The sequence below is a fragment of the Aquipuribacter hungaricus genome, assembly GCF_037860755.1.
Classification (GTDB): domain Bacteria; phylum Actinomycetota; class Actinomycetes; order Actinomycetales; family JBBAYJ01; genus Aquipuribacter; species Aquipuribacter hungaricus.
The window spans coordinates 1-14,226 of record NZ_JBBEOI010000086.1; the positions used below are offsets into that span (position 1 = coordinate 1).

The following is a 14,226-nucleotide window of genomic DNA, read 5'->3' on the forward strand; positions in this document are numbered from 1 at the left end:
CTCGACCAGCGCGGAGGCCGGGCCGCCCGGGCGGTGGGGGCGGTCAGGGCGGTCACGGCGGTCACGGCGGTCACGGCGTCGTGGTCGACTGCCGCTCCGCGCCGTACGCCGCCGCGTGGCGCCCGGCGCGCGAGCACGCCGAGACGCTCGTGGCGGTGCGGGTGCTCAGCGACGGCCAGGTCGTCAGCCACCACGCCAAGCACACCCGGGGGGTGCTCGCCCGGCACCTGCTCGTGCGCGCGCCGCGGGTCCCGCGCTCGCCGCACGCGCTCGCCGAGGCCGCGGCCGAGCTCTTCGACGTCGAGCTCGTGCGGTCGGGGCCGGGGTACCGGCTCGACGTCCACGCCCCCGCCGTCGGGGGGTCGCCGACGGCCTGAGGGGGCGAGGCCCCGGCTGCCGGGACGTACGGCCCGCGTGGAGAGGGGACCGGACGGGGTGGGGGCCTCAGGTTCCCCCGGCCCCGTGCCGATGCACGGTGCGGCACGCGGCGGACGCCCGTGCCGTCGTCTGGGGGGTGGCGTGAGGTCCGCAGCTCGTCGACCCGACCCGCCCGCCGGCGACGCCGTGCCGGTGAGCCGGCGCGGCATGGGCCGGGCGCTCGGCGTGCTCTACCTCGCGGGCGCGGCCCTCGCCCTGCTGTGGACGGCACTGCCGCACGGCCCCGGTGCGGACGAGGCCGTGGTCGCGACCATGGCCGCGATAGCGGCCGTCATGGGCGCCGCGCTGGCCGCCGGGGTCGCCGACCGTGCCCCGCTCGGGGCCTTCCACGCCGTCATCGGTGCCATCCAGGTCGTCATCTCGGTCGGCTTCGCCGCCGGCGGCGCGCCCGACAACGACATCCGGCTCTTCTACCTGTGGGCGACGCCGTTCGCCGCGTTCTACTTCGCGCCCAGGGACGCCCTCCGCCACGGGGTGTGGAGCGCCGCGTGCTTCGCGACCGTGCTGTCCCTGTCCGCGGAGCCCACCCCGGTGCTGCTGCGGCTGTTCCTGCTCACCATGGGCAGCCTCGCTGCCGTCGGCCTGCTCGTCGGCCACGTCGCCTCCTGGGTCCGCCGCAGCCGGCGCGAGCTGCAGCACGCCGCCTGGCACGACTCGCTGTCCGGGCTGCCCAACCGCGAGCTGTTCGACGTGCGCACCTGCGAGGCGCTCGCCGCCCGCGACAGGACCGGCGGCGCCGTCCACGTGCTGCTCGTCGACCTCGACCACTTCAAGCTCGTCAACGACACCTACGGCCACCACTCCGGGGACGAGCTCATCACCGCCGTCGCGGGGCGGCTCCGGCTGGCGCTGGGGGCCGGCGCCACGGTCGCGCGCATGGGCGGGGACGAGTTCGCGGTCGTCGTCGCCGACCCTACGGGCGACCTCGACCTCGACGTCGTGCTCGCGCGCCTCCCCGCGGCCTGGGCCGAGCCGGTCGTGCTGTCCGGCGCCCTGGTCCCGGTCTCCGCCAGCGTGGGCGTGGCCTCGGCCACCGGGCCGGGCAGCACCGCCGAGCAGCTGCTGCGCGACGCCGACGTGGCGCTCTACCGCGCCAAGGACACCCAGCGAGGCTCGGTGCGCCGGTTCGACGCGGTCCTGCGCGTGGAGGTCGAGCGCCGGACGCGGCTGGACCACGAGCTGCACGGCGCCGTCGCGCGCGGGGAGATGTCGCTGGTCTACCAACCCGTCGTCGACCTGGCAGGCGACCGCACGGTGGGGGCGGAGGCGCTGCTGCGCTGGCACAGCCCGACGCTCGGGCCCGTCCCGCCGTCGGAGTTCGTCCCGGTCGCGGAGGACAACGGCCTCGTGGTCCCCATCGGGCGCTACGTGCTCGAGCAGGCCGCCGCGGACATCGCCCGGTGGCGGGCCGACGGCACCGTCGACGAGTCCTTCACCGTGGCGGTCAACGTGTCCGTCCGGCAGCTGTGCAGCACCTTCCCCGAGGACCTGGACCGGCTGCTGGAGGAGCACGGCCTGCCGCACGGCGCCCTCACCGTGGAGATCACCGAGTCGGTGCTCCTGGACGGGTCCGTGTTCTCCGGCTCGGTCCTGTCGCGGCTGCGCCGGGCGGGGACGCGGGTGTCGCTGGACGACTTCGGCACCGGCTACAGCTCGCTGTCCTACCTCCAGCGCCTGCCGATGGACATCCTCAAGATCGACCGCTCGTTCGTCGGCGAGCTCGACGGCCCGACCCCCCGCACGGGCCTGGTCTCCGCGGTGCTCGACCTGGCCCGGAGCCTGGGCATGGACGTGGTCGCCGAGGGCGTGGAGACGCCCGAGCAGGCCGACCGGCTCCGTCTGCTCGGCGTCGACCGCGCGCAGGGGTGGCTGTTCGCCAGGCCCCTGCGCCCGGGCGAGCTGGTGGCGCACCTGGGGACGCACGCGCCCCTGGTCTGACCCCGGACCGCCCGGACCCCGGCGGCCCGGTCCAGGTCGGGGCGGTCCGGGGCCCCGAGCGCGTCCTCAGGCGGGGAGCACCTGCACGCAGGACGGGCGCGGGCCGTGGAAGACCCCGTCGTACGGGAACGTCGACGCCGGGGCCGCGTACGAGGCGCCCGGGAAGTCGCCCGGGTGCTGCACGGCGACGAGCACGTAGCCGTCCTCGCTCTTGACCTGCGGGCCGCACGTCTCGGCGCCCGTGGGGACGGCGAGGAACTGCTGGACCCGGCCGCGCTCGGGGCCCGAGACCGGGACGAGGAACAGCCCGTCGTTGTAGCCGATGCTGCCGGGCTGCCCGTCGGTCGACACCCACAGGTTGCCGGCCGCGTCGAAGGCGACGTTGTCCGGGCACGAGATGGGGGAGACCTCGCCCTGCCAGCCGCCGAAGTACGTGGGGACGGACGGGTCGTCGGGGTCGCCGCACACGAGCACGAGGTTCCAGGTGAACGTCGTCCCGGTGGCGTCGCCGCCGTCCTCGATGATCTCGACGACGTGGCCGTCCTTGTTGGCCGGGCGCGGGTTGGCCTCGTCCAGGCGGGCGGCGGTGCGGGCGGTGTTGTTGGTGCAGGCGACGTAGACGTAGCCGGTCACGGGGCTCGGCTCGACGTCCTCGGGCCGGTCCATGGCGGTGGGCTGCACGACGTCGGCGGCGTTGCGCGTGAAGACGAGCACCTCCTCGACGCTGTAGCCGGGGACGAACGACCGACCGCCGACGACGAGCGGGAGCCACTCGCCGGTGCCGTCGTAGACGCCGTCCTCGGTCCCGTCACCGTCGAACTTCGCCACGTACAGGTCGCCGGCGGACAGCAGGGTCGTGTTGTGGCGGCGGGCGGCCTGCGAGGGGCCGGGGCGGAAGGTGTCGCGGGAGACGAACTTGTAGAGGTAGTCGAACCGGTTGTCGTCGCCCATGTACGCCACGGCGTGGCCGCTGGCGTCGATGCGGACCGAGGCGCCCTCGTGCTTGAAGCGGCCCATGGCCGTGTGCTTGACCGGCGGGGCGGTCGGGTCCTCCGGGTCCACCTCGACGACCCAGAAGAAGCGGTTGGGCTCGTTGCGGGTGCCCTCGTTGGCCAGGTCGAAGCGGCTCTGCACGGCGCCCCAGCCGCGGCCGGCGCTGGTCAGGCCGTAGCGGGCCTCGCGGGCGGTGGGCACGGCGGGCTTGCTGAAGTACTGGTCGACGTTCTCCTCGCCGGACAGCACGGTGCCCCACGGGGTCGTGGAGCCGGCGCAGTTGTTGAGCGTGCCGTAGGCGCGGGTGCCCGTCGGGTCCTCGCTCGTGCGCAGCAGCGGCGAGCCCGCCGCGGGGCCGTCGATGACGAACTCGGTGTCCAGGGTGATGCGGCGGTTGTAGCGGGAGCGGACCGGCTTCCACGCGTCGCGGGGGCCGCGGCGGCGGACCTCGACGACGGACATGCCGTGGGCGTACATGGCGGTCTCGGTGTTCCGGAGCTTCCCGGCGGCGTCGGCGGTGGCGTAGTCCGGGAACATGAGCTCGTCGTTGGTGTACTCGTGGTTGGCCACGAGCAGCCCCCGGCGGTCGCTGCCGGCCAGCGGCAGGATGTCCAGGTAGTCGTTGTTGTAGCCGAACTGGCGCTTCTGCTTCTCGGGCGTCTGTGCCTCGGCGTCGAAGGCAGGCGCACCGGTCTCCACGGGGTCGCCCCAGGAGATGATCGTCTCCCAGCGCCAGCCGTCCGGGACGGTGAAGCGGTCGACCTCGGCCGGGACCGGGTCGATCGCCGTGAAGCCGAACGTGCCGGGCGCGGCGGCCCCCCCGCGGCCCGGGGCGGCGGCGACCGGTCCGGCGACGGACAGCGCGGCCAGCGCGGCACCCGCGGCCGACGAGCCGAGGACGGTCCGGCGCGAGGCGGACACGTGGGCGGAGCGGCGGACGACGTCGACGAAGCGCTCGGCGCCCGAGACGTTCTCGTCGGGACGGGTGCAGGCGTCGGCGCACTTCCAGTGGCAGACGGAGGCGCTGCGGGTGCCGTGGGTGCGGCCGAGCATGGGGAGCAGGGTGCGGCGTTCGGGGGTGAGCGTCACGGGGGGTCCTTCGGGCGGTGGGCGGACGCGGACGCCGCGAACCTAGGCACCGCCGCAGACCGGGAGGTGGCCCGCAGGTGAACGCCCGCCTAACGTCTCGCCCGCGCTCAGGAGGGCGGGACGGTCTGCCGCGACAGCTCCCGGGACGCGGCCCGCGACCGGCCGGCGCTGCGCAGCCCGTCGACGGTGAAGACCGCCAGCGCCACCCAGACCAGCGCGAAGCCTGCCAGGCGCAGCGGCGGCATGGGCTCGCCGAAGACGAGCACGCCGAGCAGGAGCTGCATGACCGGGGTGATGTACTGCAGCAGCCCGATGGTCGACAGCGGCACCCGGCGGGCGGCGCCCGCGAAGAGCAGCAGCGGCAGGGCCGTGAGCACCCCGGACAGCATGAGCAGCACCGTGAGGGCGGGCCCCTCGGAGGTGAAGGTGCTCTCGCCGCGCACCCCGAACCAGACCAGCCCGGCCACCGCCAGCGGCGCGAGCACCGCGGTCTCCAGGGCCAGGCCGGGCAGTGCACCGACACCGCGCCCGACGCGGTTCTTGAGCAGCCCGTAGCAGCCGAAGCTCGCGGCCAGCGCGATGGCGATCCACGGCGGCCGGCCGTAGTCGTAGGTGAGGACGCCCACCGCGACCGCGGCGACGCCGACGGCGGCCCACTGCACCCGCCGCAGCCGCTCCCCGAGCAGCGCGACGCCCAGCAGCACCGACACCAGCGGGTTGATGAAGTAGCCGAGCGAGGTCTCGACGACCTGCCCGGAGTTCACGGCGTAGACGAAGACGCCCCAGTTGACGCTGAGGACGGCCGCGGCGGCGGCGAGCAGCAGGAGCTGCCGGCCGGTGACGGCCCGCACCGCGCCCCAGGCGCGGACCACGGTCAGCAGCAGGGCGCACGCCAGCAGCGACCAGACGATCCGGTGCAGGACGATCTCGACCGCCCCGGCCGCCTCGAGGAGGCGGAAGTACAGCGGGAACAGCCCCCACATGAGGTACGCGCCGAGGCCGAGCAGCACGCCCGTGCGGTCGTCCCCGGCGGGCGCGCCCGCCGAGGCCCGGGCGGCGGACGCCGACGTCACGGGACGACGCGCGTGGAGATCGTCTCCGGCACGGCGGCCAGCGCGTCGAGCACGCCGTCGGGCAGGTCGACGGCCACGTCGGTGAGCGCGTAGCCCAGCGTGCCGCGGGTGCTCAGCAGCTGGCCCTCGATGTTGACCCCGTGCTCGGCCAGCAGCTGGTTGACCCGCGCCATCGCGCCGGGGACGTTGTGGTGCAGGTGCGCGACCCGGCGGGTGCCGGGGCGGGGGTCCATGGCGACCTGCGGCAGGTTGACCGACAGCGTGGTGGTGCCGGCCAGGGTGTAGTCGCGCAGCTTGCTGGCGGTGAACCGGCCGATGTCCTGCTGGGCCTCCGCGGTCGACCCGGCCACGTGCGGGGTGAGGATGACGTTCCTCAGCCCGCGCAGCTCCGAGGCGAACGGGTCGCCCTTGGCCTTGGGCTCGTCGGGGAACACGTCGACCGCCGCCCCGGCGATGTGGCCGGACTCGACGTTGCGCCGGAGCGCGGCGTAGTCCACGACGAAGCCGCGCGACAGGTTGAGGAACATGCTGCGGGGGCGCATGGCGGCGAACTGCGCGGCGCCGAACATGCCGGCGTTGCCGTCGCGGCCGTCCACGTGCAGCGTGACGGTGTCCGCCTCGGCGAGCAGCTCGTCCAGGCTCGAGCAGGCGCGCGCGTTGCCCAGGGCGAGCTTCTCGGTGGAGTCGTAGAACACCACGCGCATGCCGAGCGCCTCGGCGACGACCGACAGCTGGCTGCCGATGTTGCCGTAGCCGACGATGCCGAGCGTCCGCCCCCGCACCTCGTGGGAGCCGTCGGCCGACTTGTCCCAGACGCCGGCGTGCATGGCGTCGTCGCGCTCGGTCAGCCGGCGCGCCAGGGCGATGATCTCGGCCACGGCGAGCTCGACGACGCTGCGGGTGTTGGAGAACGGGGCGTTGAAGACAGCGACCCCGCGCGAGCCCGCCGCGGCGAGGTCGACCTGGTTGGTCCCGATGCAGAAGGCGCCGACCGCGCGCAGGCCCGGGGCCCGGTCCAGGACCGCCTCGGTGACGTGGGTGGTGGACCGGATCCCGAGGACGCTCACCCCCTGCACGGCCTCGACGAGCTCGGCCTCGTCCATCGCGCCGCGGTGGGTGCGGACCTCGAAGCCGGCGGCGCTCAGCAGCTCGACCGCGTGCGGGTGGATGTTCTCCAGGAGCAGCGCCGTCGGTGCGGCGGTGGGGGCGGGCACGGGGCCATTGTGCGGGGTGGGAGGTGGTCGTCGGCACGACCGCCCACCGTCTGGTGGCCCGGTGCCCGCCCCCGGCGGGCGGCGCTCAGAAGCGGAAGCGCCCCACCAGCACCTGCAGGTCGCCGGCCATGGCGGACAGCTCCACGGCCGCCGCCGACGTCTGCGAGGCGCCGTCGGTCGTCTCGGCGGCGGCCTGGGCCACCGACGCCACCCCGCTGGCGATCTCGCTCGCGCCCTGCGCAGCCTCGCTCACGCTGCGGGTCATCTCGTTGGTGGTGGCGGTCTGCTCCTCGACCGCCGCGGCGATCGTCGACTGGCTGGCGTTGATGCGGTCGATGACGTCGGAGATGGAGCGGATGGCGTCGCCGGCGTGGGAGCTGTCCCGCTGGATCGCGTCGATGCGGCGGGCGATGTCCTCGGTCGCCTTCCCGGTCTGGGTGGCGAGCTCCTTGACCTCGGTGGCGACGACCGCGAAGCCCTTGCCGGCCTCGCCCGCCCGGGCCGACTCGATGGTCGCGTTGAGGGCGAGCAGGTTGGTCTGCTCCGCGATCGACGTGATGACCTTGAGGACGGCGGCGATCTCGGCGGTCGAGCGGCCGAGCTGCTCGACGGTGTCGGTGGCGCCGGCCGCGCTCTGCACCGCGTCGGCGGCGGTCCCGCTGGCGTCGGAGGCGCTGGCGGCGATCTCGCGGATGGCCGCGCTCATCTGCTCGGTGCCGGCGGCGACGGTCTGCACGTTGGCCGAGACCTGCTCGGCGGCGCTGCTCGCGCTGCCGGCCTGGGCCGCGGACTCCTCCGCGGAGCCGCTGAGCTGCGCGGACACCGCGGACAGCTGCTCCGAGGCCGACGCGAGGGACTGCGAGCTGCCGGAGATCCGCGTCATGGTCTCGGTGAGCATGTCCAGCGCGCGGTTGAGGGCGCGCGCCATGAGGCCGACCTCGTCGGTCGCCTCCGCGGGCAGCCGCTGGTCCAGCCGGCCCTCGGCGAGGCCCTCGAGCACCGCGACGGTCCGGCGCAGCGGGTCCGCGACGGCACGGCCGATGACCAGCGCCAGGGTGGTGGACACGACGACGGCGAGCAGCACGGCCGCGCCGAGCAGGACGACGGCCGAGCGGTAGGCCGCGGCGCCCTCCTCGACGGAGGCCGCGGCGGCGGCGTGCTCGATGGCCATGAGCTCGTCGACGGTGTCCGCGACCGTCTTCGCCAGCGGCGTGAGCTTCTCCTCGCGCACCTTGACGAACTCGGTGGTCCGGTCGGCCTTGGCGAGCGGCACGAGCTCGGCGTCGCGGATCTCCCGGTACTCCTCCAGCGCCGTCGTCAGCCTGAGGACGGCGTCCTCGCGACCCGTCATGTCGGTGCGCTGATAGGCGGCGAAGGCCTCGTCCATCTCGTCGTCGAGCACGGCGATCCGGTCCGTCACGGCGACCTCGTCGCCCTCGCTGGCGACGGCAAGGTCGACCAGCCGGAAGCGGAGCGACTCGAACCGGCTCTCGACCGTGCCGAGGGTGCTCACGGCCTCCAGCGTCTCGGTGTCCATCAGGGCGAGGCGGTCGGACGCCCGCTGCAGCTGGACGAGGCTGACGCCGCCGACGGCGACGAGCAGCACGGTGACCGCACCGAAGGCGGCCAGCAGCTTGCGGGCGATGGGCAGGTCACGGGCGCGGGCGAGCAGGCCGCGGCGGGCGGCGGCGGTGCCGGGGGTGCGGGTCACGGGGGGTCCTCCCACCGGCTGTCGCCGGAGACGGGGCATCAGGGTCGGCACAGGCATCGGCACGCGGGGGGCAGACCTTTCGCGCCGGTCCGCACCGGGCCGCGACGGGCGGGCGGCGGGGGTCGCGCCGCGGGCCCGCCGCACGCCACCATCGGCGCGTGGGCAGGGTGGGCAGCTGGTACCGGGAGAGCCTCGTCGGCCACCCGGTCGGCAGGGACTTCCGCCGGCTGTGGGCCGGGGACACCGTCAGCCAGGTCGGCACGCAGGTGGGCGGCATCGCCCTGCCGCTGCTCGCGGTGCAGGTGCTCGGGGCGGACGAGCTCGAGATGGGCCTGCTCGCCACCTTCGAGAACATCGCGTTCCTGCTCGTCGGCCTGCCCGCCGGGGCGTGGGTCGACCGGCTGCTCAAGCGGCGGGTCCTCGTGGTCGGCGACCTGGTCCGGGCCCTGGCGCTGCTGTCGCTGCCGGTGGCCTACCTGCTCGACGTCCTCACCTTCCCGCTGCTGCTCGTCGTGGCCACCGTCACCGGGGTGGCCACCGTCTTCTTCGACGTCGCCTACCAGTCCTACCTGCCCTCGATCGTCCCGTCCTCGCGGATCAGCGAGGGCAACGCCCGGCTGCAGGTGTCGCACTCGGTCGCCCACGTCGTGGGCCCGGCGCTGGGCGGCCTGCTGGTGCGCGCCGTGGGTGCCCCGCTCGTCCTGCTCGTCGACGCGCTCTCGTTCCTGGGCTCGGCCCTGTTCCTCGGCCGGATCCGCCACCGGGAGGAGCCGCCGTCGCGGGCCGGGCGCCGCCCGCTGCGTACCGAGATCGGCGAGGGGCTGCGCTTCGTCGTCGGCCAGCCCCTGCTGCGCCGGATCGTCGCGACGACGGCGACGTCGAACGCCGCGAGCAACCTCGGCGGCGGGCTGCTCGTGCTCTACGTGGTGCGGGACCTCGGGCTGAGCGAGGCGCAGCTGGGCCTGGTGCTCAGCGTCGGCGCCCTGGGCGGCCTGGCGGGGGCGTTCGCCTCGGGCGCCGTCATGCGGGTCGTGGGGGAGGGTCGGACCATCGCGCTGGCGATCCTGCCGTCCTCGGCCGCGGCAGCCCTGGTGCCGCTCGCCGCCGGCCGGTCGCAGGGCACCGCGCTCGTCATGCTCGCGGTGTCCATGGCGGTCTACGGGTTCGGCGTCGTCGTCTACAACGTCGCGCAGGTGTCGTTCCGGCAGCGGCTCTGCCCCCTGCCGCTGCTGGGGCGGATGAACGCCTCGGTCCGCTTCGTCGTGTGGGGCGTCAACCCGGTGGCCGCGTTCGTGGGCGGGGTCGTGGCCGCGCAGGCCGGCATCGTCACCGTGCTCTGGGCCGGGGTGGTGCTCGAGGCGGCGGCCGTCCTGCCGGTGCTGCTGAGCCCGCTGGTGCGGATGCGGGACCTGCCGCGCCACCTCGACCAGCACGCCGACCGGAGTGCGGACGAGGGGGGCGACGAGACCGTCGACGCGCCCGCCGACGGGCGTCGTGACAGCACGGAGCCCGCCGGACCCTGAGGTCCGACGGGCTCCCGGGCCGTCACCGGCCGACGGTCAGCTGACGGTCCAGGTGTCGGGGCCCGCGAGCAGGGCGGTGAGGTCGGCGTCCTGGGCGGGGCCGCCGGCGGCGGAGACCGCGGCGTCCACCTGGGAGCGGACCAGGTCGTCGTAGGCGGGCCGCTGCACGGAGCGGAAGACACCGACGGGGACCGTGGTCATGGACGGGTCGTCGAGGCGGGACAGCGCGAACTGGGCCGACGGGTCGTCCGCACCGGGGTCGTGGACGACCGGGGTGCGCCCGGTCGCGGCCGCGACGTCCCGGGCGACGACCTCCAGGCCGCCGCCGTCGGGGCGCGCGACGACGACGCTCGCGTCCCCGTCCGGGCCGCCGAAGGTGACCTCCTGGCCCGCGGCGAGCCGGACCAGGCGGGCCTGGGACTCGTCGCGGTCCTTCAGCACGTCGAACGCGCCGTCGTTGAAGATCGGGCAGTTCTGGTAGATCTCCACCAGCGCGCTGCCGCGGTGCTCGGCGGCCTGGCGCAGCACCTCGGTGAGGTGCGCCCGGTCGGAGTCCAGGGTCCGTGCGACGAAGGTCGCCTCGGCGCCCAGGGCCAGCGACACCGGGTTGAACGGGCCGTCGACGCTGCCCGCCGGGGTCGACTTGGTGACCTTGCCGGTCTCGGACGTCGGGGAGTACTGGCCCTTGGTGAGCCCGTAGATCCGGTTGTTGAACAGCAGGATCGTCACGTTGAGGTTGCGGCGCAGGGTGTGCAGCAGGTGACCGGCGCCGATGGACAGCGCGTCGCCGTCGCCGGTGACGACCCAGACGTTGAGGTCGGGGCGCGACACGGCCAGGCCGGTGGCGATCGTCGGCGCCCGGCCGTGGATGGAGTGCACGCCGTAGGTGTCCAGGTAGTACGGGAACCGGCTGGAGCACCCGATGCCGGAGACGAAGACGATGTTCTCGCGCTTGAGCCCCAGGTCGGGCAGGAAGCCCTGGACCGCGGCGAGCACGGCGTAGTCGCCGCAGCCGGGGCACCAGCGCACCTCGTTCTCCGCGACGAACTGCTTGCGGGTGAGGGCCTCGCCCTCGGACAGCGTGGGGACGCCGCGCAGCCCCTGGCCGGGTCCGACGGTGGGGAGCCCGAGCTCGATGCTCATGCGTGTGCCTCCTGGCTGCTCCCGCGCCCGGCGCCGGCGAAGCGGCGCGCGGTGCTGCGGGGGGGCTCGTGGGTGATCGCGTCGTCGACGGCCTGGACCAGCTCGCCGGAGCTGAACGGCTGCCCGCGCACGCTGGTGTGGCTGATGACGTCGACCAGGTAGCGGGCGCGCAGCAGCAGCGACAGCTGGCCGAGGTTCATCTCGGGGACGAGGACGCGGGGGTAGGCCCGCAGCACGTCGCCGGTGTTGGCCGGGAACGGGTGCAGGTGGCGCAGGTGGGCCTGGGCGACCCGGGCCCCGCCGGCGCGCGCCTGGCGGACGGCGGCGCTGACCGGGCCGAAGGTCGAGCCCCAGCCGAGGACGAGCAGGTCGGCGCCGTCGGGGTCCGCCGACCACGGGTCGTCCACGTCGAGGTCGGGCACGTCGACGCCGTCGACCTTGGCTGCGCGCAGCCGGGTCATCCGGTCGTGGTTGTCCGGGTCGTAGGAGATCTCGCCGGTGCCGTCGGCCTTCTCCAGGCCGCCGACGCGGTGCTCCAGGCCCGCCGTGCCGGGCACGGCCCAGGGGCGGGCGAGCGTGCCGGGGTTGCGGGAGTAGGGCCGGAACTTCTCCTCGGCCGGCACGTCGTCCGCGCTCGCGAACCGGGTGCGGACCCGGGGGAGCGAGGCGACGTCCGGGACCTCCCACGGCTCCGAGCCGTTGGCCAGGTAGCCGTCGGACAGCAGGATCACCGGGGTCATGTACGTCACGGCGATCCGGACGGCCTCGCGGGCGGCGTCGAAGCAGTCACCCGGGGTGGCCGCGGACACGATCGGCAGCGGGGCCTCGCCGTGGCGGCCGAACATGGCCTGCAGCAGGTCGGCCTGCTCGGTCTTGGTGGGCAGCCCCGTCGAGGGGCCGCCGCGCTGGACGTCGACGAGGACCAGCGGCAGCTCGAGCATGACGGCGAGGCCGAGCATCTCCGCCTTGAGCGACAGCCCGGGGCCGGACGTCGTGGTGACGCCGAGCGCGCCGCCGTAGGCCGCGCCCAGCGCCGCGCCGATGCCGGCGATCTCGTCCTCGGCCTGCAGCGTCGTCACGCCGTAGCGCTTGAGGCCGGACAGGGTGTGGAGGATGTCGCTGGCCGGGGTGATCGGGTACGACCCGAGCACGAGGGGCAGGCCGGCGGTGTGGGCGGCGGTGGCCAGGCCGAGCGCCAGCGCGGTGTTGCCGGTGATGTTGCGGAACGTCCCGGGGCGGCTGGGCGCGGGGGCGACCTCGTAGCGGACCGCGAAGGTCTCCGTCGTCTCGCCGAACGCCCAGCCGGCCTCGAGGGCGCGGACGTTGGCGGCGAGTATCTGCGGCCGCTTGGCGAACTTGGTCTCGAGGAAGCGCCGGGTGCCGTCGGTCGGGCGGGAGTACAGCCAGGACAGCAGGCCCAGGGCGAACATGTTCGTCGAGCGCTCGGCGTCCTTGCGGCCCAGGCCGAGCTCCGTCAGCGCGGTCACCGTCATGGAGGTGAGCGGCACGGCGTGCACCCGGTAGGACTCCAGGCTGCCGTCCTCGAGCGGGCTGGAGGCGTACCCCACCTTGGTGAGGTTGCGCTTGGTGAAGCTGTCGGAGTCGGCGATGACCGTCCCGCCGTGGGGGAGGTCGGGCAGGTTCGCCTTGAGCGCGGCCGGGTTCATCGCGACCAGCACGTCGGGAGCGTCGCCGGGGGTGAGGACCTCGTGGTCGGCGAACTGCAGCTGGAAGCTGGAGACGCCCGGCAGCGTGCCCTGGGGGGCGCGGATCTCGGCCGGGAAGTTGGGCAGCGTCGCCAGGTCGTTGCCCAGCGCGGCCGTCTCGGCGGTGAAGCGGTCACCCGTGAGCTGCATGCCGTCGCCGGAGTCGCCCGCGAAGCGGATGACGACGTGGTCGAGCGGTGTCGTGGCTGCCATCAGGGTGGTCAACAACCTTCCGTCGGGGGGTGTTCCGATCGTAGGTCGGTGCCCGCCGACGGGCCGACCGGAGACGGCAACCCCTGTCCCTTGACGACTGGGTCAGCAAGGCTGAGTGGTTGCGTCGTGGATGCACTGTGGCCGGTCTCACCGGGGCCCGGGAGACTGTCCGGGGAGCGTCGTCCCGGGGACGGCGGACGAGGGGAGCCAGCACAGGTGCAGCGGCACGACCACCACGAGGGCCGCGCGACGGTCCTGCAGCGGGGCGCCGACCACGGCCACCCGAGAGCCCGCCGCCCCACCGGCCCCGCCGCCGCCGCGGTCCTCGCCGTCCTGCTGCTGGCCGGGTGCAGCGACCGGGTCCCGGTCGAGGCCTTCGCCTCCGTCGAGGCCCGCGCGACTACCGACGTGTCGTCGGTGCCGGCGCCGCCGGACGCGCAGGAGGTCACCGTCGAGCGCGTCGTCGACGGCGACACCCTGGTCGTGTCCGGCGAGCAGGGCAGCGTCCTGCCCTCGGCCGGGGAGCACCGGGTGCGGCTGCTGCTCGTCGACACCCCCGAGGTCGACGGCCCGCAGGCCGACGAGGAGTGCCTGGGACCGGAGGCCTCGGAGCTGACGGCCGAGCTGCTGCCGGAGGGCTCCACCGTGCTCCTGGCCGCGGACGTCGAGACCGTCGACCAGTACGGGCGGCTCCTGGCCTACGCCTGGCGGCCCGACGGGGTGTTCGTCAACGAGGCGGTCGTGGCCAACGGGCTGGCCTACACCGTGGTGTACCCGCCGAACGACGAGCTCGTCGACGTCGTGGGGGCTGCCGAGCAGCGGGCGCGGGACGCCCGGCTCGGCGTGTGGGGCAGCTGCTGACCCAGCCGGCACGGCACTCGAGCCGGCCCCCTGGGTCAGCGGCCGAGCGCGCGGTCGGTGAGCAGGGCCCAGGTCCACGACCACCCCGGGTAGGGGTGGGAGGCGTGGACCCCGCCGAGGCCCTCCCGGCCGCCGACCCACTCCTGCACCGTGAGCCCGAGCCGGCCGACCAGGGCCGCCTCGGAGACCAGCTCGCCGGCCTGCGGTCCCACGACCAGGGCCCCGACGACCCGCCCGCCCCCCGGGCCGCCGTCCAGCCACAGGGTCGCCGAGCCGCCCCGCGCCCGGTCCGGCCGTCCCGGCAGGGCGGCGGCGGGGGAGAGG

At 74.9% G+C, this 14,226-nt stretch carries 11 protein-coding genes; 4 read left to right on the top strand and 7 right to left on the bottom strand.

Annotation, left to right across the window (positions count from 1 at the left end; all coding sequences use genetic code 11):
• The coding region (gene yaaA / locus WCS02_RS10640) for a peroxide stress protein YaaA (RefSeq protein WP_479688803.1) at positions 1–377 on the top strand (377 nt) is incomplete at its 5' end.
• Positions 378–570: 193 nt separating this feature from the next.
• Entirely contained in the window at positions 571–2,376 is a 1,806-nt protein-coding gene (locus tag WCS02_RS10645) for a putative bifunctional diguanylate cyclase/phosphodiesterase (RefSeq protein WP_340292860.1), read from the top strand.
• Positions 2,377–2,442: 66 nt separating this feature from the next.
• Here WCS02_RS10645 and WCS02_RS10650 read toward each other — a convergent pair whose 3' ends face one another.
• From WCS02_RS10650 to WCS02_RS10665, 4 genes are all read right to left on the bottom strand, one after another.
• Positions 2,443–4,458, bottom strand: a complete 2,016-nt coding sequence (locus tag WCS02_RS10650; RefSeq protein WP_340292862.1) for a PhoX family protein — start codon at positions 4,456–4,458, stop codon at positions 2,443–2,445.
• 107 nt (positions 4,459–4,565) lie between these two features.
• Positions 4,566–5,531 carry an EamA family transporter RarD gene (gene rarD, locus WCS02_RS10655; protein ID WP_340292864.1) on the bottom strand — a complete coding sequence of 322 codons (966 nt, stop codon included), beginning with the start codon at positions 5,529–5,531 and terminating at the stop codon, positions 4,566–4,568.
• Complete coding sequence (gene serA / locus WCS02_RS10660; protein WP_340292866.1) at positions 5,528–6,745, bottom strand: phosphoglycerate dehydrogenase; 1,218 nt, start codon at positions 6,743–6,745, stop codon at positions 5,528–5,530. Before serA ends, rarD begins: the two co-directional genes overlap by 4 nt.
• 85 nt (positions 6,746–6,830) lie before the next feature.
• Positions 6,831–8,456, bottom strand: a complete 1,626-nt coding sequence (locus WCS02_RS10665) for a methyl-accepting chemotaxis protein (RefSeq protein WP_340292869.1) — start codon at positions 8,454–8,456, stop codon at positions 6,831–6,833.
• A 158-nt stretch (positions 8,457–8,614) separates the two neighbouring features.
• Between WCS02_RS10665 and WCS02_RS10670 the strand changes: the two genes are divergently transcribed.
• A complete protein-coding gene (locus tag WCS02_RS10670) occupies positions 8,615–9,979 on the top strand; it encodes an MFS transporter (RefSeq protein WP_340292871.1) in 1,365 nt (454 codons plus the stop codon).
• A 36-nt stretch (positions 9,980–10,015) separates the two neighbouring features.
• Here WCS02_RS10670 and WCS02_RS10675 read toward each other — a convergent pair whose 3' ends face one another.
• Positions 10,016–11,122: a 2-oxoacid:ferredoxin oxidoreductase subunit beta gene (locus tag WCS02_RS10675; RefSeq protein WP_340292873.1), complete on the bottom strand. Its 1,107-nt coding sequence runs from the start codon at positions 11,120–11,122 to the stop codon at positions 10,016–10,018.
• On the bottom strand, positions 11,119–13,041 hold the full coding sequence (locus WCS02_RS10680) for a 2-oxoacid:acceptor oxidoreductase subunit alpha (RefSeq protein WP_340292875.1): 1,923 nt from the start codon (positions 13,039–13,041) through the stop codon (positions 11,119–11,121). Before WCS02_RS10680 ends, WCS02_RS10675 begins: the two co-directional genes overlap by 4 nt.
• 216 nt (positions 13,042–13,257) lie before the next feature.
• On the opposite strand from WCS02_RS10680, the gene WCS02_RS10685 reads away from it, so the two are divergent.
• On the top strand, positions 13,258–13,902 hold the full coding sequence (locus WCS02_RS10685) for a thermonuclease family protein (protein WP_340292877.1): 645 nt from the start codon (positions 13,258–13,260) through the stop codon (positions 13,900–13,902).
• A gap of 35 nt (positions 13,903–13,937) precedes the next feature.
• Here WCS02_RS10685 and WCS02_RS10690 read toward each other — a convergent pair.
• A partial coding sequence (locus WCS02_RS10690; RefSeq protein WP_340292879.1) for a hypothetical protein occupies positions 13,938–14,226 on the bottom strand: 289 nt, incomplete at its 5' end.

Coding starts and splice junctions, on each gene's coding strand:
- WCS02_RS10675 (WP_340292873.1), bottom strand. CDS start 11,122: ATGAGCATCGAGCTCGGGCTCCCCACCGTCGGACCCGGCCAGGGGCTG.
- WCS02_RS10680 (WP_340292875.1), bottom strand. CDS start 13,041: ATGGCAGCCACGACACCGCTCGACCACGTCGTCATCCGCTTCGCGGGC.